This window comes from Photobacterium sp. SP02 (genome assembly GCF_038519165.1).
GTDB classification, from domain to species: Bacteria; Pseudomonadota; Gammaproteobacteria; order Enterobacterales; family Vibrionaceae; genus Photobacterium; species Photobacterium halotolerans.
Genome location: NZ_JASJOJ010000021.1, coordinates 45,170 through 63,504, shown reverse-complemented (window position 1 = coordinate 63,504; position 18,335 = coordinate 45,170). Strand labels below are relative to the sequence as shown.

The window sequence follows — 18,335 nt, the reverse complement described above, 5'->3', positions numbered from 1 at the left end:
GTGTTTTTTGATACAGACAGAGACTAAAGCCACCAGTAAACTTGCCGCCTGGTGGCTTATTGAGCACTTGAACTTTTTTTACTTTACAGCACCATAATCACCACGTATTATTCGCCGCACTTACGGAGAGATGGCTGAGTGGTTGAAAGCACCGGTCTTGAAAACCGGCATACGTTAATAGCGTATCTAGGGTTCAAATCCCTATCTCTCCGCCACATTCGAAAGCCTCGTCATCGACGGGGCTTTTTTTATTGGACTGCAGATGATGTTTTCCGGGATTTGAAAATCCCTCCATGCCTTGTTTTGGCTCCGCCACATTCGAAGAAACCGCTGAACTGTCAGCGGTTTTTTTTCGTCTGAACCTTTGCAAAATGAGAGAGCAAGATGAGACAGGGTGAAGAAGCCTAGCCCGGCGGACGGCCAGTCTTCAGCCGAGCCTATTCAGACACAGGCTAGCCCCGATGTCGCAATTCTGTACTTCGTCTCAATAAGGGACAACGCCGCCCTCGTGAATAGGTTTTACTCTATAGACAAGTTGATTTGATGACACGGGATCCAGTCCGGGTCACCGTGGAGCGCCTGCGTCATAAAACACTGTCGGCTGAAGCAGCCAATACTCTGTGATTATGGTTCAGGTCATGAATAACGCGGAGGCGGGTATGAGCCAGTTAGAGGCGGCATCCATTGATAAATTCAGGGTGCATTTTCAGGGGACGGTTATCGTCCCCAAAGATGATGAATATGATGAGGTTCGCCAGATCTGGAACGCGATGATTGACCGTAAACCGGCGCTCATCGCGCGATGTGTTTCGGCAGAATGTGTGATTCAGGCGGTGAATTTTGCCCGTGAACATGACCTTCTGCTGTCAGTGCGCGGCGGGGGACACAATATTGCCGGTAACGCGGTTTGCGATGGCGGGATCATGATTGATCTGTCCTTGATGAAGGCGGTGCATGTGAACCCGAATACCCGAAAGGTGATGGTGGAACCGGGCTGCACACTGGGCGATGTAGATGCCGTGGTACAGAAATACGGCCTTGCAACCCCTTTTGGTATTAACTCAACCACAGGGGTGGCAGGCCTGACTCTGGGCGGCGGTTTTGGGTGGTTAAGCCGTCTGCACGGTATGACGGTCGACAACTTACTCTCTGCCCATGTTGTGACTGCCAAAGGCACACAGGTGAAAGCCAGCGAGACTGAAAACGCTGATTTATTCTGGGGATTACGGGGCGGCGGCGGTAACTTTGGTATTGTCACCAGTTTTGAGTTTCAGTTGCACCCTGTTGGCCCGGATGTGCTGAGCGGGCTGATCGTCTTCCCGTTTGAGCAGGCAAAATCCATTCTGACTCAATTTGCCCGCTTTACCGAGTCCATGCCAGAAGCGCTGAATGTCTGGATGGTGACACGCAAAGCGCCGCCTTTGCCATTTTTGCCGGAAACGGTTCATGGCAAAGAAATGATCGCGCTGGCATTGTGCTATTTTGGCGATCCGGCAGAAGGTGAAAAACTGATTGCGCCGTTGCGCAGTTTCGGTACACCTTACGGTGAGCATGTTGGCGTGCAACCCTATGTTGCCTGGCAGCAGGCTTTTGACCCTTTACTGGCGCAAGGTGCCCGGAATTACTGGAAGTCGCACAACTTTACCCATTTATCAGATGAAGTCCTGGATGTGCTGATTGAATTCGCCGGCAAGTTGCCGTCACCCCAGTGCGAGATATTTATCGGCACCATTGGCGGTCAGACAGAAAAAGTCTCATCCGATGCCATGGCATACGCCAGCCGTGATGCACGCTATGTCATGAATGTACACGGGCGCTGGGACACCGCCGCCGAAGATGAAGCCTGCATTGCCTGGGCGCGGGAATTCTTTTCTCAATCACAACCCTTCGCCAGCGCCGGGGCATACATTAATTTTCTGACTCAGGATGAAAGTGATCGTGTGGCTTTCGCGTACGGGGATGCATACACGAAATTGGTTGCACTGAAGAAAAAATACGATCCCCATAACCTGTTCAGAATGAATCAGAATATCAAACCAGAATAAGCGAGCTTTGCTGCAAGAGAAAACATCAGGCTTATTAACGAGACCGTTCCAACTGGAGCGGTCTCGGTTTGTCTGTTCAGGCTCGTTTGTATCAATTAAATCAGCATCACCACGCCATGCAAAACAATTACGCCTGCAGTCAGTCTGCCACGCAAGGTCTGATACCCCTTAGGGTTCACTTCCCCTTCGGTTTGCCGGATGAGCTTCTCAGCAAACCAGACGGCCGCATAACCCAGTGCCAGTAAACCGATCGCGATAAGGTCATGTTTATGGCCTTGCAGGATGGCCGCCCAGGCAAGCAGCACAAACAGATTGCTCAATATCAGGGCATTGCGGCTGAGTGTATGGGAAATATGGTCGATGGCATTGCCCCACAGGATCCCGGATAAAAAGCTCAGGATAACCGCACTGTAAGCAATGAACATTTGTTGCCCGGACAGGTTAAAAAGCGTGATGTCGGCAACAGCAAGCAGGGCGGTGATAACAAAAGGGACCAGCCCTAAATACCCGAGTTCTTTCATGATGGTGTTGGGTTTTTGCATGAGCCAATCCTGTGTAACAAGCATGAGGTAAGCGCTTACCTTGTTGTATTGACTATAGCTTCTGGAAAGATCTCCCGCCAAAAGCAGTGGTGTCTTTTGGCGAGAGATCCTGAGCAGAATATGCTCAGTATTTGATTTTCGAATACTTGCCAGTGCATCATTTAATTTCAGAGTACTCAGGACAATACGTATAGTGTCGGTTTATCCTGTGTATTGTATCCAGTCATAGTCACACGTAAGCAAAAGGCGCAGTATGAACCCATTTTTATCGCAAGCTATCTTATTGGCAGAGAAGAACGTGAAAGAAGGCGGACGCCCCTTTGGCGCAGTCGTTGTAAAAGACCAAAAAGTGATTGCGACAGGGGTAAACCGGATGCAGGCCGAGTGTGATCCGACGGCTCACGCGGAGCTGATGGCATTACGTGAAGCCGGAAAGGCGCTCCAATCCCCTCGGCTGGATGGCTGTAAAGTGTATGCCAGCGGTCAGCCCTGTCCTATGTGCTTAGCCGCGATGCGCATGTCCGGTGTGACAGAGATAGTGTTTGCTTACTCGAATGAACAGGCGGAATCTTTTGGTTTGTCTACCGCTGCGATTGCACGCGAGCTGTCTGTGCCTGTTGGACAGCAAAGCTGGGCGGTGATCGCGCATCAACCGGATCCGGCAGCGGCGGAGGCTGAGCACCATCTGTATGAAAAGTGGCAGGTGGCAAATACACTTCCTGACACCCAATCATGATACCGGCTGCCAAGTATGCTCAGCATCGCTCAGGCTGGATGATACTTGTCCTGATTGTATTCATCGGGCTGAATCTCAGACCTTTTCTGGTGGCTCCCGGTCCTATTTTAAACACCATCATGCCTGAGTTAGGCATGACGGTGTATTCGGCCTCTTTACTGACCCTGTTACCGATGCTGCTGATGGGCGTCGGTGCGTTTGTTTCGCCCGGACTGCAAGCCGCCTGGGGAATCCGGAAAGGGATGCTGATTGCTCTGGCGGTCCTGTTTCTGGGCTCAGTGTTGCGAATTTGGGTGCAGGATGGATTGATGTTCATCTTCACGGCTGTGTTGTGCGGGGCGGGCGTGGCATTCGTACAGTCAGCCATGCCCGGCTTGATTAAATCCTCGTTTCCCCGGCAGGTTGCGCCCATTACGGGTGTGTATTCGGCGTGCCTGATGGTGGGCGGTGCACTGGGTGCTTACAGTATTCCGCATCTCATGGATGCTGGATTGAGCTGGCGTCAATCGTTAGGGCTGCTGGCGGTGCCTGTCTTTATTGCGCTCCTGGCTGGCTGGCGGTATTTAACAGGAGTTCAGACAAACCGGCCGGCTATGTCGCAGGTGCGGACTTTGTTGCACCGTCCTCGCACCTGGTCTTTGATGGCTGCATTTGGCTTGGTCAATGGCGGTTATTCCACCCTGGTCGCCTGGCTGGCACCGTATTATCAGTCACTGGGCTGGGAGCGCTCTGACAGTGCCACACTGATTGTTGTGATGTCTGTTTGTCAGGCAATCAGCGCTGTGGGACTACCGGTATTGGCAAGAAAGCAAACGGACAGACGTTGGTGGCTCATGCTGACGTTGGTGATGCAGTCGGTAGGCTTTTGTGGGTTGGCACTCTGGCCGGCCGGAATGGCTATGTTGTGGGTCGGGATGTGTGGTGCAGGGCTGGGAGGCAGTTTTGCATTGATCATCGTGACTGCGTTAGACCACAGCAAAGCGCCTGAAGCGGCAGGCACACTGGCCGCGCTGATGCAAGGCGGCGGATTTATTCTTGCTGGCCTTGCTCCCTGGGTGATTGCCTTACTGAATGATATGACGGGTTCGTTTGTGTCTGGCTGGCTGCTGCATTTGGGGCTGGTGGTGATCACTGCCTGTCTCTACTGGCGATTCAATCCGCGCGATTACGATCAGGTCATGCAGCCTGTGGCTCTGAGTCACCGATGATCACAGTGCCGGGATCAGGCGCAAAACCGGCAATTGGGGTACTGAGCAAACGTCATTTCTCAGAGACTCAGCTACAGTTATTTCTACAGAAGAATTTGACGGTTCAGGCAATTGGAGAGAGGCCAGGCATGGCATTGAATACCTTTCCAGCAGGATGTGTTCTACCGTCATTGAACTATCGCATTCACTCAATGGAGAAAAGTAATGAAAGTTCTGTATTCAACACAAGCAACATCGACTGGCGGCCGTGACGGAGCATCGGAGTCAGCGGACGGTAAATTGAAAGTGAAACTCAGCACGCCAACCGAACTGGGAGGCCAGGGAGGAGAAGGCACTAACCCTGAGCAGTTATTTGCAGCAGGCTATTCCGCCTGTTTTATCGGTGCAATGAAATTTGTTGCCGCTCAGGACAGCATCAAATTACCTGGTGAGCCAAGTGTGACAGCGCAGGTCGGGATCGGTGAAAATCCTGCCGGTGTCGGGTTTGCAATTGATGTCGAGCTGCACATTTCACTGCCGGGAATGGATCGCGAAGCGGCGACTCAACTTGCTGAAAAAGCACATCAGGTTTGCCCTTATTCGAATGCGACGCGCGGCAACGTGCGGGTAGAGCTGGTTGTGAAATAACATTCATTCTCTGACAATGTCTGGATATGAATCGAAAAGGGCTTCATAGCCCTTTTTTCGTTGAACTTCATCACACTACACAATTAAAGTGTCATCTATCAGCAAGCCTGAATCCGGTTGGGTAGCTTGATAATAATAAAAACAGCGATGACCCGTTAAAAAGCATGTCAAAGAAGCAATGGTCAATAATTGAGAATATTAAAAATAAATGGATATAAACGGCCATGTTGTAAATTTAATTAAGTGGCAATGAAAGTTTATTTTTTATTTCAAGCTGCTTGAATTTATGGCTGGAAAAATTATTTGGGATCAATATCAATATCCCTTTATTTCTGGCAATTTCCCCTGCGCAAAAGCCGCTCATCACCCTGTTTCATTATGAGCTTTTTTATAGTGAAAATGACTTTCTTGACCATCAAAAAGTCGGAATGTTATTCGGCTATTGAAATGCTTAATAAGACAACTCTAAACTCTCGCCATCTATTGGTTTTATGGCTGGTTTTTCCCTTTGTCTGAATCTGGCAATCAAAAGGTGTCTGCGATTGACGATGTCATTAATCGCGCGCTGATAAAGAAAAAGAAACGTCAAAAGGAATTGGATCTTGCGAGCAGACCTTCTCTTGAAGAAAGCTTGCGGGCGAAGTTCGATATTCTCGACACGATTACCAAGCCGGGTCGTGGCACTGTGCTGTATAAATTAGCCGATAAAGATGAACCCAATAAAATCATTTGCTGTAAGTCGGTATTAGAGCGAGGCAATGAAGCCACCGAAAATGCATTGCTGAGCGAGGCAACAAAACTCGAAGTTTGTCAGCACCCCAATGTTGTGAAGTACATCAAAGTCGGGCATGAGTTTTCCACGCCTTATTTCTTCATGGAATGGGTGAGTGGGGAGAATCTGGCACAGAAAGTCAGCCGCCATAATCACGGAGGTTTTCGTGCCGACCACATTGCCTGGCTGATTTACCAGCTGGCCGGTGCGCTGGACTATGCGCACACACAAGGCGTGTGCCACCTTGATGTCAAACCCTCAAATGTGCTGATAGGCGCTGATGATGCCGTTCGTCTGGTGGATTTTGGCGCCGCACAATATACAGGTGAAACCAACACCTATGCGGAAGCCAGCCTGAATTACGCGTCACCAGACTATATCCGCACCGGAATCGGGCAGCCTGAAGATGATGTGTACTCCCTTGCTGTCATGGCGTATTGCCTGTTTCTCGGCGTAGCGGCAAGCCCGGAGATCGGGGTGGTGATAACCGGTCAGAAACGGCCTGTGGTCATTCCGCCACATGCCTGGAAAGCCATTAAAACAGTGATCGGTAAACCGCGCAGTCATGGTTTCTCACCGATTCACTTTGCTCAGATCCTGGGTCAGATTGACACAGATACGCCGCTGTCTAATGCCCCTATTTTTAACAATATGCGTAATGCCGATCTGGTATTAAGCAGAAGAAAACACGATCTGATACATGCCATTGATGGTTGGCGTTCGTTGGAGATTACCCTGATTGGCGCCACGTTAGTGCTGGTGGCGTTTCTGGTGCTCCGCCATGCTTATTTTTTTGCACTGGACAGCTATCAAACCAGTCAGCCGGCCAGTTTTGCTTATGACGGCAAGGTTTTTCAGCCTGATGATACCTCTTGGTATAGCTACCAGTTTCTGAATGAATTCACCTCAGAAACCCCTGAATTATCAAAGACAGCGGTATCTGTGGTTGAAGAGTATGACCGCAGAAAATCAGCGCAGGAGAAGCAGATTTATCAGCAGATGAGTCCGGTGTTTGAGCAGGAAAGAACAACCAATGCAGAACGCCGCGATCAATTGCAGGCTATAAAGAATGAATTAATTGTTATGCGCCGGTTGATGCAGGGCGGAAAAGACAGCGACAAAGTTCACATTGAGAAACAGTTGTCGAGTGCCCAGGCGAGAATTAATGCCCTGTTGCAAAACGCAAGTTTATACAGTGAAAACGCAGTGACACCAGAAGAAGCCTTGAATTTACTGGAGTTGGGCGATGTGGTGTTTGCCCGTAAAGCGTTTGAAGCGTCATGGAAAAAAGCAACGGCAAACGCATATTACTATTCTCACGAAGTCCGCTACCAGACTGTCACCAAAATTCTTTCCCGGGTGTCGCAGCTCATGGATAAAGCGCAATTTAAAGATGCAGCCGGCCTGATCGAAAGTGCTCAGCAGGTGTTTCCTGAAAGTAAGGACATCCGAAGCATGGGGGCCTTACTTTATGCACGCCGCGGTGAGTACATACTCCGTCAGTCTCTGCAGTCCGATCTGGTGGTAGAAAAAAATATTATTCAGCAGGCCTATCAGGATGTGAAAACCTTCGCGCCTGACAGGGTGGACAGCATAAAAGCCCAGCTTAAACAGGATATTGAAGCAAGCCATGCAACCCGCTTTAAAGCCGGGGCACTCAGTATCAATGCCAATAATGTTACCTCTGTTGTTTTGCCTGACTGGGAGTGGGATACATGAGTGAACTCAATACCCGATTAGATGAACTGTTGTCACCGATAGGTGCCGGGCTGCCGGTCGGTGAAGATGCCCGTTATGAACTTTGCTATGAGCTGATGGAAGCGGAAGTCAAAAAGTTCGGTTCATTATTTGGTGAAACGGTGGACTGGCAAGTCGTTGAGCGTCAGGCTGAAACTGTACTGTTACAGCACAGCAAAGATCTGAAAGCCATGGCTTATATAGCACGGGCTTGGGCAGAGCATTACGGCAGCGACGGGCTGAAAGCCGGACTCACTTTGCTGAAATCGGCGCTGGAACAGTATGGCAGTTCATTGTACCCGGCAAGAGCGCGTGGCCGGGATGGCGCGATAGAATGGCTGGATAATCAAATTGAGCTGATTGCAGCCAAATTCAGTAATCCTGTTCAGTCTGATCTGCAAGCCTGTGCGGCCTTGTGTCAGGACATCAGTTTTGCGATGGGCGAAGTCTTTGAAGGCTCAGAGGCGTCCTTGATCAATGCGCGCAATGCGTTGACCACCAGCAGCAATTCTCTCGGGGAGCTGCCTGCATCGCCGCAATCCGCAGTGGAAACAGAAAATGGCCGGATGGCAGACGGGCCGTCATATGTGGCTGAGCCCAAAGCGGTTGCAACCCCTGAACCTGTGTCTGCCTCTGCGGCGACCACGCCAAAAGTAACCCCGCCAGCTCCCCTTGCAAAGACAAGTGTACTGAGTGGCGAGGCGGATAAAAAATCCCTGGAGCAGATGGCAGAACATTTACTGCATCAGAGTCCTGAGATGGCGCTTGCCTACCAGGTTGGCCGATTTGTGACCTGGGTGGACATTGATGAATTGCCTCCTCACGATGCCGAAGGAAAAACGCCGCTCAGACTGCCGGTGAACAAAGATACTTTGTCCGATTATGAGTCGGCACTGGTCAATCAGTCGGCTTCTGAACATTACCGCCGGCTTGAAAAAAGCCTGCGCAATACCCCGTTCTGGCTGACCGGTCAGCGCCTGATGCATGACATGCTCAAACAGCTGGGATTTAGCCAGGCTGCGGAGTCCGTGCGCGAAGAGACACGGCGTTTTACCAAACGGTTAGCCGGTATCGACACGCTGAAGTTTGACGATGACACCCCTTTTGCTGACGAGGCTACCCGCCAATGGCTGGCTGCACAGTCAGCCACTTCCGGCTCATCAGGCCATGAAGGGCTCGCTGAGCTGCTGGGTGACAGCGGGGATAACATTCTTGAAGGTGCTGAACTGGGACAGCTTTTGGTTTCAGCGTCTTCGTTACTGAATGACGCCCAATCAGGGCGTTCAAAATTTCTCTTGCATCTGCAATTGGCCAGGTTACTGCACCATAACGGGCTGCACAGTATTGCGCTGCCGCATCTGGAAGTGATCTGGCCAGAAAGAGAACGCATTAATTTGAGTTACTGGGAACCGACTCTGGATGCCGAACTGGAGCAGTTACTGTCTTTAACGCTGACTCAAATTTATTCACGGGAAGATGCGTTTCCCGCTAAGTACAGAGAATGGCTCGCGGCCGTTCATTAACATATAGCTGCTAAGAAGGACAAGTTATGTCTAAAGATGGTTCAGTCGCTCCTAAAGAGCGAATTAATATCCGATATGTTCCTGCGACAGGTGATGCTCAGGAAGAAGTCGAACTTCCCCTGAGCATGATGGTGATTGGTGATTTTACTGGTCGTGATGACGAGACCCCAATTGAAGACCGTGATCCGATCAACATTGATAAAGATAACTTTAATGACGTGCTGAGTGCCTATGCACCGAATGTCAAAGTCAACGTTGATAACCGTTTAAGCGGTGAAGAAGGCGCTCAGATGGGCGTTGATCTGACCTTTAAAAATATCAAAGACTTTTCACCGGAAGCCGTTGCCCGCCAGGTGCCTGAATTGAGCAGCCTGCTGGAGTTGCGTGAAGCTCTGGTCGCACTCAAAGGTCCTCTGGGTAACGTGCCGGCATTCCGCAAACGTATTGCGCAGGTGCTGCAGGATGATGAAGCGCGCAGCAAGCTGCTCAGCGAGCTGAGCATCAATTCTAATAACGAAGAATAAACAGGTGGCACATGACAACTGAAGCTATGACTCCGGAGCAGGATGCACAACTGGCTGAATCCGGTTCACTGTTAGACAGTATTTTGAACGAAACCCGGCTCAAGCCATCTGATGAAGGTTTTGATGTTGCAAAGCGTGGCGTTGAAGCATTTATTTCTGAACTGCTGAGCAAAAATGTATCTGATAAAGTTGATCAGTCGCTGGTCGATCTGATGATTTCTGAAATCGATCAGAAAATGTCGGCTCAAGTCGATGCCATTTTGCATGCGCCGGAAATTCAGGCCATTGAGTCTTCCTGGCGTGGACTGAAGTACCTGGTTGATCAGACTGATTTTCGCGAGAACATTCAGATCGAAGTCATTTCAGCGAAGAAGAATGAAGTGCTTGATGACTTTGATGATGCCCCGGAAGTGGTGAAATCTGGTCTGTACAAGCAAATCTATACCCGCGAATACGGTCAGTTTGGTGGTAAACCCGTGGGTGCGGTTATCTGTGACTTTAAGATGTCGTCAACCTCACCGGACATCAAACTGATGGAATATATGGCGAATGTGGGTGCGATGTCTCATGCTCCTTTCATTACCTCTGCGGGTCCACAGTTCTTTGGTGTCGACAGCTATGAAGAGCTGCCAAACCTGAAAGATTTGAAATCGGTGTTTGAAGGCCCTCAGTACACTAAATGGCGCGGTCTGCGTGAACATGAAGACTCCCGCTATCTGGGCCTGTGTACCACAGGTTTCATGCTGCGTGCGCCGTATTCTGTTGCAGATAACCCGATTAAGGCGTTTGACTACAACGAAACGGTATCAGGCAGCCATGATCATTATCTGTGGGGTAACTCTGCTTACGCTCTGGCTTCCCGTATTTCCGACTCTTTTGCCAATTTCCGCTGGTGTCCGAACATCATCGGTCCTCAAAGCGGCGGTACGGTGAACGATCTGCCGGTGCATAATTTTGAGTCGATGGGTCGCATTGAAACCAAAATTCCGACAGAAGTTCTGGTGTCTGACCGCCGTGAATTTGAACTGGCTGAAGAAGGTTTTATCGCACTGACGATGCGTAAAGGCTCAGACAACGCGGCATTCTTCTCAGCCAACTCTGTGCAGAAGCCAAAATTCTTTGGTAACTCGCCAGAAGGTAAAGCCGCTGAAACTAACTACAAGTTAGGGACTCAGCTGCCGTATATGTTCATTATCAACCGCCTGGCGCATTATCTGAAAGTGCTGCAGCGTGAGCAGATCGGATCGTGGAAAGAGCGTACTGATCTTGAAATTGAACTGAACAAGTGGATTCGTCAGTACGTCTCTGATCAGGAAAATCCGCCGGCAGAAGTACGTGGCCGTCGTCCGTTGCGTGCCGCAAGGGTTGAAGTATCAGATGTTGAAGGCGATCCGGGCTGGTACCGTGTGTCTCTTGCAGTGCGTCCGCACTTCAAGTACATGGGCGCCAGTTTTGAATTGTCTCTGGTCGGTAAACTGGATCAAAACTAAGTAAAGGCGAACGGCAGCTATTGTCAGGTCGAGTGACTCTGAGATGGTCTGCCGTTCGAAATCTGTCTATGGATAAAGGTTACCGATTACTCGAGCGCATTGAGATGGGCGAAGCAAAGAACAGCTATGATGCTGTGGAGTCGACACAGTTTCTGATTGAGTCGATTCATCATCATCTGGCAGATTTGCTCAATACCCATTCGGGCAATGCAATGATAGCCAAAGATTATGGCCTTCCTGATTTTAATGATGTTTTGGCCGATAAATCCAATATCGTCCGGGAAATCAGAAACAGTGTGAAAGCCACCATCGAAAAGTTTGAGCCAAGATTAGCCGGCGTCGTGGTGAGATATGTTCCCCACACCGATGATCCGCTCCAGCTCCGGTTTGCCGTTAATGGTGAAGTTTTTCATAACAATAAGAAAACCAGAATGAACATTGATCTGTCGGTTGGTGTAGACGGCAAGTTTTCAGTGTAGAGACGACGAACATGACTTATAGCAAGTATTTTCAGGATGAACTCTCGTTTCTTAAAGAAGCGGGTTCTGAGTTTTCGAAAAGCCACCCTCAGCTGACTAAGTTCCTGTCGGAAAGCAGCAATGATCCCGATGTGGAGCGCTTATTGGAAGGCTTTGCATTTCTGAACGGCAAATTACGTCAGAAGCTGGATGATGAGCTTCCTGAGCTGACCCAATCCCTGATATCTCTGTTGTGGCCGCATTATTTACGTTCTGTGCCTTCAATGTGCATTGCGCAGATGATCCCCTATGCCGGGAGTGTGTCGCAGAAAAGCACAGTGACGCGTGGCCATGAAATGGCCAGCGAAAAGGTCGATGAGACGCAGTGCCAGTTCCGCACCTGTTACGATGTCGATTTGTATCCACTGTCGATCAATTCCGTGACTCAGCAGAATACACGCTCGAACAGCCACCTGAATGTCACCTTATCAACCGACACGGGTGTAGAGTTATCACGTATTGGGTTAGATAAATTACGGTTTCATATTCACGGCGAATTGCATATTTCCCGCATTCTTTATCTGTGGCTGTTTCGCTATTTAGACAGTGTGGATGTCAAACTCGCGGGTGGAGGAAGCAAACGGTTACCTGCTTCTTGTATAAAGAAAGTGGGTTTTTCAGAAGATGAAGCTTTATTACCCTACGGGCCAAATTCCTTTTCCGGTTATCGATTAATCCAGGAATATTTTTCGATGCCGGACAAATTTATGTTCTTTGATGTCGATGGTCTGGAATGGCTCAAAGGTGTGCCCAGCCAGAGTACCATGAGCCTGGTGTTTAATTTTTCACGCTCTTTGCCGTCTGAAGTGACGATACGAGAAAAAAATTTGCGGCTGTTCTGCACACCAATCGCCAATGTGTTCGAACTGGATGCCGATCCGATCCGTTTGGATCATAAGCGCACTGAATACCGGGTTCGTCCGCAAACAACCCGGCAAAATAACTTCGAAGTGTATTCTGTTAATCAGGTCCGAGGCTGGAGTAATGAAAACCGCCGTCAGGTTGATTATTTGCCGTTTGAGTCGTTTGAGCATCAGTTAGGGATTGATAACAATCGCCATTACTACAATGTCAAAGTCTCGGAACATGTTTCAGGGAAGGGCTTGTCACACTATATTTCCTTTTTTGATCACAATGCCGGTGTCGCTAACCTTGAAACTGAAACCGTACTGATTAAGTTAACCTGCACGAACGGTAAACTGCCGCAACGGCTGGCTCCCGGCGACATTACATTTTCTACCCATAAGTCGCCTAACTATGCCAATTTCACCAATCTGACCAAGCCGACAGTTTCTGTCAGCCCGCAAATTGACAGCAGTCTGCACTGGCAGCTGATTGCCAATATGTCACTGAACTACTTGTCTTTAATTGATGCTGACGTTTTGAAAATGATGCTGAGTATTTACGACTTTCACTCTCGCAGTGACAGGCAGTCGCAGCGCGCGTCAGCAAACCGCTTAAACGGTATTAAAGCCATTCACATGAAGCCGATAGAACGTATCTTCCGTGGCTTACCGATCCGGGGTAACCAGATTGTACTGCAAATGGATTCATCCATGTTTGCCAATGAAGGAGATATGTACCTGCTGGTGTCTATCCTGAATGAGTTTTTCTCTTTGTATTCCAGCATTAACTCATTTTCTGAACTGGAAGTGATTGATGTGAAAACCGGCGAAGTGTACCGGTGGGATGGCAATCAGGGCAAACAGGCGGTGATATGATAGATAAGATCAATCAGTCCAGCCATGAGTATGCTTTTTTTCAGGCCGTTTATTTACTGGAGGCTGCTGAGAAAAAGAAAACATCCGTACAATTTGCCTCTGTAGGCCAGGCGAAAACACCGCAGCAGGAGTTTCTGCGGTTTCGCATTTCGCCTGAGTTGGGTTTTCCCCGCTCTGATATTTCGCAGTTTGAGTCTGTGCAATGGGATAACAGGGATGTTCCCAGCCTGACGGTGAATTTCGGTGGTCTGCACGGTACCGGTTCACCTTTACCCACGGCATATACAGAAAAGCTGGCCGGCCGGGAAGGCGAAGACAACCCGGTGAAAGATTTTTTCGATTTCTTTCATCACAGGTATCTCTCACACTTGTACCGGATATGGAAAAAATACCGATACCATGTCCGGTACGAATCCGGGGCGGTCGACCCGCTGTCCCGTAATCTGTTTAACCTGGTTGGTATTTCTTCTGACCTCAGCGAAGACAGTGATTTTAACTTCGACCGGGCAAAACTGCTGTCTTATATTGGTCAGTTATCTTCAAGAACGCGTTCTCCGAACCTGGTGTCAGGCATTGTGGCCCATTGCTTTAATCTGGCAAAAGTCAGTATTGAGCAGTGGGTACCCCGCCGGGTGAAAATTGCCCCTTCACAGCTGAACCGTTTAGGGCATGTGAACTGTGTGCTGGGCCAGGATTATCACTTGGGTGATCACCTCACCGATATTACAGGCAAATTTAATCTGGTCTTTCATGAATTGGATTATGAGCAATATTGTCACTTCCTGCCGGGTGAACAAGGTTACGGGTTACTCAAAGAGCTGATGCGTTTTGTATTGCGCGACCCTATGGCCTGGGATCTGAAACTGGAAGTGAAATCGGATGGATTACCAGCCAGCATTTTGGGCTCGAAGGAAGCGAACCGGCTGGGACAAGTCAGTTGGTTGGGTAACGTGCAAGGTGATAAACAGACAGTGGTGATCATCGGCGCTGTCTAGATGAGTACCTGGCACTCTGCTACCTGCAGTCTTGACTGCATGGCGGAGTGCCAGGAGGGCAAATGCCGAAATGAAGCGGCTAAGGGTGAAGCAGGCGCTTTAGCGGCAAATAGGGCTGTGGAATACGACTGTGGTATGCAGCTCCTTAATGCCGACAATGTTTTCTGCTTCATCACACAGTTCGTTCATCAGGTGTAATGAAGCTGCCTCCAGTAAAGTGATGATGTCAAATCCACCACCGACGACACTGATGGATTTAATCTCCGGAATTTCTCTCAGGCTGTCGCACACTTTTTTCTTCCAGCCATTTTCGCATTTGATCAGCAGGTAACAGCTGGTCATAGTTGCGCTTTTTTGGGTCCCGATTTTGGCCGTGTAACCTTCGATCACACCGGACTTCTCCATTCGCGTAATCCGCTCAGCGACGGCGGTTCTGGAAAGGCCCACATTGCGGGCCATATTTGCGATCGATTCACGTCCGTTAATCAGCAGGTTTGACAATATCTTCCTATCAATTCGGTCAATGCTGTTGCTGTGTAAAGTATTCATTATCATTATTCTCGACTTTGATTAACCTAAGCTACCAACTTATTGGATTTCTCTTGGAACAGAGAAGTTATACAGTTCTTGTAACAGGAACGGATTATTAGAGTTAGACGGTTTGATTTTTACCGTCATGTGTCGCCCTGAAACAAGAATGTCCGCGTTGAATCCACCATCCGATGTAGGTTCGAGTTGCGACTCATTTAACAGTCGGAAAATGGACCAAAAACCTTCCTTTGCTTTTCTGTGTTGCTCGCCGCTGGACGTGATGTCCTGAATGTTGACGTTCACGAAAAACTCGTTACTTTCCGGTGGCCACACAAACTGCTTACTCTTTGCCGGGCCATGGTAATAATCCAGGCTTTCACCACCGAAGTTCAGGCTGGCCCGTATGGCACTGGAATCCAGATCGATAAAGCGTGAACTGAAATCGATGTTGAACTTGTTCGATGTGGGATCGAAAAGCACATTCTTGATCATGGTGTAGTTCTTCATCTGGGTGATCATTTCTTGCGATAGCTGCAATGTTTCGCCATCAACACGTTTGGCCTGCCACAAATTCGTGTCATAGAAAGGCGAAAGCGTGTCATCAATGAAGCTGTCCAGGGTGCCTTGCGCAGCAAAAAACTCTTCGAAATCGGTCAGCGAAATCTCAGTTTCAGCATGCTTGGTGAACGGATATTTGTTCTGGCCAACCAGTTCAAACTTACTGTAAACATTACTGGTCCATAACTCCTGAATACCCAGTTGTGATTCAGCCAGCAAGACAGACCACGCCTGATGGGCGATTTCATTCAACCAGCTTTTTACAGGCTCGGGCGCTTTTTGAGCGACCTGCTTCAAGCGAACAATGGGATCAGCTGCGGTTTCACGCATTCTGGCTTTGGCGGCGATCAAGGCCGCTTGCTGTACATTTGGCGCATCGGTGATCTGCTTCAGATAGGCTCGCAGATTGCTGAGCGAACTGATCACCTGATCCCACGGAGCTTGTGAGTTTTCTGTTTCACTGGTTTGCAGGGTATTAATAACGGCAAAGGCTTTTTCGACCCTTTTCATCAACTCATAATCAGGCTCGATCACTTTCTCAGCCGAGTCTTTTAACAGATCTACCGCTTGATTGAGGCGCTCATCTTTCAGTGTCATCTGAGCCAGCGCACCAGCTTCTGGTGAATATTTGGTGTTGGTATACAACAGATTCAGTATGGTGCTTAACGGCGATGTCGGGCCTGACAGGGTGTCAATCGCATTGGTTATTTCAACTATGTTGTCATACTGCTTAAAGCGCAAATCGCTGATGGCTGTACGCCAGACATTGATATAGTCGTCAGTATATTTACGGCGCACTTTGGCCTGAAAGGCTTTAAGCTCTTCGTCCGATGGCAGAGTGTTATTGGATAAACCCAATACCCAGTTGTCGGCAATCAGATCGTGCGATAAAGACTCCGACAAAGGGCGATAGAAAGTGGTAAAGCCGGTGGCGGTATAAATTTTGTTGATGTTCAGTTCATTAAGATTGCTTTTTTCATTATCAAAAATTTCACCAAAATTGAAACCTATCGCTCTTGGAATACTGAGCTGGCCGAGATCGGCATCTCTGCCACTGTTGAGAATCTGGCTGTAGGCAATATCCACTTTGGATTGGGACAGCAGGTCCCGCCTTGTAGTACGAACCAGATCCCAGTTGATCTCAATGGGCGGGAAGTTGGTTTTGAAGTACACCGCCAGATATTGAGGTATGTTGGCGTATGCACCTTCTGAGCCAAAATCACCCGTGAGCAGACGCGAAATTGATTTCAGAAGGAAACTGTAATCGCGTTTGTCTGCTTCATTCAGCATCAGATACATTTTCAGCAAGTGGAGCTTGTCTTGATGCGACAGACTGCTGTTTGCCAGTTTCCGTTGGAGATGCTTTTCTACCAGCGGCAACAGCTGCAGGTGAATGCTGTCAAGTAAATGCCGGTAGGCAATCTGCGTCGTCTGATCCAGTTTATCGACATTTATATCGATCAGTTTTTCGTCCAGAAGATGACTGGCGTTGGTCCAGGCCTGATAAAGAGGCAAAATACCGTTCGATGTTACAGCAAACTGGTTTTTCAGGTCGGTGAATTCGTGATCATCGTTTTTATTATCAGCGACTTCCAGAAGCTGGTTGATAATGGAAATATTGCTCTGCGTGGTCGTAAAGAAATAGTAACCACTTACACTGAGTAAAGTGACACAAGCGGCCATTGTCATATGGCTTTTACGTATGAGTTGCCTCAGGTGGCGTTTGTTTTCCCCGGCAAAATTCGCTTCGGGCAGCACCTGCTCATCAATAATAAAGCGGGTGAACAGAGGTGACTCTGATAACTGGTCGTGTTCGGACGCAATCATTGGGACATTGAAATAATTACTGCATCCTTTGGCAAGCAGGTTGTATTTTCGGCCACCTTGATGACTGGATGTGAAGTAAAGACCGCGCAGGTCAACCAGGTGAAATCCGTCCTTTTCCAGCCGCACTTTGTTCAGGGTATCCCGGATGATTCTATGACAAAGCTCGAACTGTTTTGGAAAGGTCACCAGTGCACTGTTGTTGACCAGTGAGCGTTCCATCGCGGCACAGTCAAGCGTGCTTTGTTCCATCTTGCTCAGAATGGCGTAAAAGCCGCTGTCAAAGACGTCATTGAGTGTGCCTTTGGCATCTTTCAGTGATATTGAAAGGTGTTCAAGCTGCATTTTCAGCGGACTGAGAGACACAAATTCTTTGAAGCCTTTCAGTTTGTCGATTTTTGACAGGAACACATACACAGGCAAGGCTGTATGGGTCATCTCAGTGATGTCGCTGAGGCGGGTATTGATAATATCCAGGATATACTCGCGCTGAGACTCCTCCTGAGTGATCAAAAACTCAAGATCCACCACATACAGACACCCTGCAAACGGTTTGCGAGGCTTAACACTGACAATTTTTTCCAGGAACGCTTTCCAGAGCGTTTGGTCTGTATTCGACGTATCCTGATAAATCAGACGTGGAGCCGGTTTGATGTATATCGCCTTTTCTGACTCATGCCAGACAAAGTAATCAGTTTGCAGCGTATTTTTCTGATCGATAGGCTTGATGGCATGAGAACTGGTCAGAAGCGATGTCTTTCCTGATTTCTTGTTGCCCAATAACAGGTAAATAGGCTTATGGCTGGAACTCTTCAACAGAGAAGATAATAGCCCCTTTAAGGTTTCTTCTTCTGTTTCTATATCGCTGGTAGAGCGTGATTTGCGTTTTTTTACTTCGTAACCGATCAGAAGCAATATTGCTACACCACAGATGAAGAGCACTGGCCCCCATGTCAGATAATGACTGACTGGAAAAGCCATAAT

General features: G+C 48.7%; 14 protein-coding genes and 1 tRNA gene. 12 read left to right on the top strand and 3 right to left on the bottom strand.

Features of this window, described 5'->3' with window-relative positions; genetic code table 11:
- Positions 1-124: 124 nt before the first annotated feature.
- Positions 125-215 (top strand) — tRNA-Ser (locus P0Y67_RS11275).
- 444 nt (positions 216-659) lie between these two features.
- The gene (locus P0Y67_RS11270) at positions 660-2,045 is read left to right on the top strand and encodes an FAD-binding oxidoreductase (protein ID WP_337111456.1); all 1,386 of its coding nucleotides are present in this window, start codon (positions 660-662) and stop codon (positions 2,043-2,045) included.
- 95 nt (positions 2,046-2,140) lie between these two features.
- On the opposite strand, the gene P0Y67_RS11265 is transcribed toward P0Y67_RS11270, so the two are convergent.
- Positions 2,141-2,587, bottom strand: coding sequence for a DUF3429 domain-containing protein (locus tag P0Y67_RS11265; protein WP_237795875.1), 447 nt, complete (start codon positions 2,585-2,587; stop codon positions 2,141-2,143).
- A gap of 253 nt (positions 2,588-2,840) precedes the next feature.
- Here P0Y67_RS11265 and P0Y67_RS11260 point away from each other — a divergent pair, with 253 nt between their 5' ends.
- The 10 genes from P0Y67_RS11260 to tssG all read left to right on the top strand — a co-directional run bounded on the left by P0Y67_RS11260 (position 2,841) and on the right by tssG (position 14,438).
- Entirely contained in the window at positions 2,841-3,323 is a 483-nt protein-coding gene (locus tag P0Y67_RS11260; protein ID WP_237795873.1) for a nucleoside deaminase, read from the top strand.
- Positions 3,320-4,531: a cyanate transporter gene (locus tag P0Y67_RS11255; RefSeq protein ID WP_237795872.1), complete on the top strand. Its 1,212-nt coding sequence runs from the start codon at positions 3,320-3,322 to the stop codon at positions 4,529-4,531. Before P0Y67_RS11260 ends, P0Y67_RS11255 begins: the two co-directional genes overlap by 4 nt.
- A gap of 204 nt (positions 4,532-4,735) precedes the next feature.
- The gene (locus P0Y67_RS11250) at positions 4,736-5,158 is read left to right on the top strand and encodes an organic hydroperoxide resistance protein (protein WP_237795871.1); all 423 of its coding nucleotides are present in this window, start codon (positions 4,736-4,738) and stop codon (positions 5,156-5,158) included.
- Positions 5,159-5,690: 532 nt separating this feature from the next.
- On the top strand, positions 5,691-7,649 hold the full coding sequence (locus P0Y67_RS11245) for a serine/threonine protein kinase (RefSeq protein ID WP_342391939.1): 1,959 nt from the start codon (positions 5,691-5,693) through the stop codon (positions 7,647-7,649).
- Positions 7,646-9,190: a type VI secretion system protein TssA gene (tssA, locus tag P0Y67_RS11240; RefSeq protein ID WP_342391938.1), complete on the top strand. Its 1,545-nt coding sequence runs from the start codon at positions 7,646-7,648 to the stop codon at positions 9,188-9,190. Before P0Y67_RS11245 ends, tssA begins: the two co-directional genes overlap by 4 nt.
- 26 nt (positions 9,191-9,216) lie before the next feature.
- The gene (gene tssB, locus P0Y67_RS11235; protein WP_237795868.1) at positions 9,217-9,714 is read left to right on the top strand and encodes a type VI secretion system contractile sheath small subunit; all 498 of its coding nucleotides are present in this window, start codon (positions 9,217-9,219) and stop codon (positions 9,712-9,714) included.
- Between the two features lie 11 nt (positions 9,715-9,725).
- Complete coding sequence (gene tssC, locus P0Y67_RS11230) at positions 9,726-11,204, top strand: type VI secretion system contractile sheath large subunit (RefSeq protein WP_237795867.1); 1,479 nt, start codon at positions 9,726-9,728, stop codon at positions 11,202-11,204.
- A 68-nt stretch (positions 11,205-11,272) separates the two neighbouring features.
- Complete coding sequence (gene tssE, locus P0Y67_RS11225) at positions 11,273-11,683, top strand: type VI secretion system baseplate subunit TssE (protein ID WP_192014474.1); 411 nt, start codon at positions 11,273-11,275, stop codon at positions 11,681-11,683.
- A gap of 11 nt (positions 11,684-11,694) precedes the next feature.
- Complete coding sequence (gene tssF / locus P0Y67_RS11220) at positions 11,695-13,443, top strand: type VI secretion system baseplate subunit TssF (RefSeq protein WP_342391937.1); 1,749 nt, start codon at positions 11,695-11,697, stop codon at positions 13,441-13,443.
- Complete coding sequence (gene tssG, locus P0Y67_RS11215; RefSeq protein ID WP_237795863.1) at positions 13,440-14,438, top strand: type VI secretion system baseplate subunit TssG; 999 nt, start codon at positions 13,440-13,442, stop codon at positions 14,436-14,438. Before tssF ends, tssG begins: the two co-directional genes overlap by 4 nt.
- 99 nt (positions 14,439-14,537) lie before the next feature.
- On the opposite strand, the gene P0Y67_RS11210 is transcribed toward tssG, so the two are convergent.
- Together P0Y67_RS11210 and tssM are read right to left on the bottom strand one after the other, a co-directional pair.
- Positions 14,538-14,990, bottom strand: a complete 453-nt coding sequence (locus tag P0Y67_RS11210) for an Lrp/AsnC family transcriptional regulator (RefSeq protein WP_370630713.1) — start codon at positions 14,988-14,990, stop codon at positions 14,538-14,540.
- A gap of 36 nt (positions 14,991-15,026) precedes the next feature.
- Positions 15,027-18,266: a type VI secretion system membrane subunit TssM gene (gene tssM / locus P0Y67_RS11205; RefSeq protein WP_342391936.1), complete on the bottom strand. Its 3,240-nt coding sequence runs from the start codon at positions 18,264-18,266 to the stop codon at positions 15,027-15,029.
- Positions 18,267-18,335: the final 69 nt, after the last annotated feature.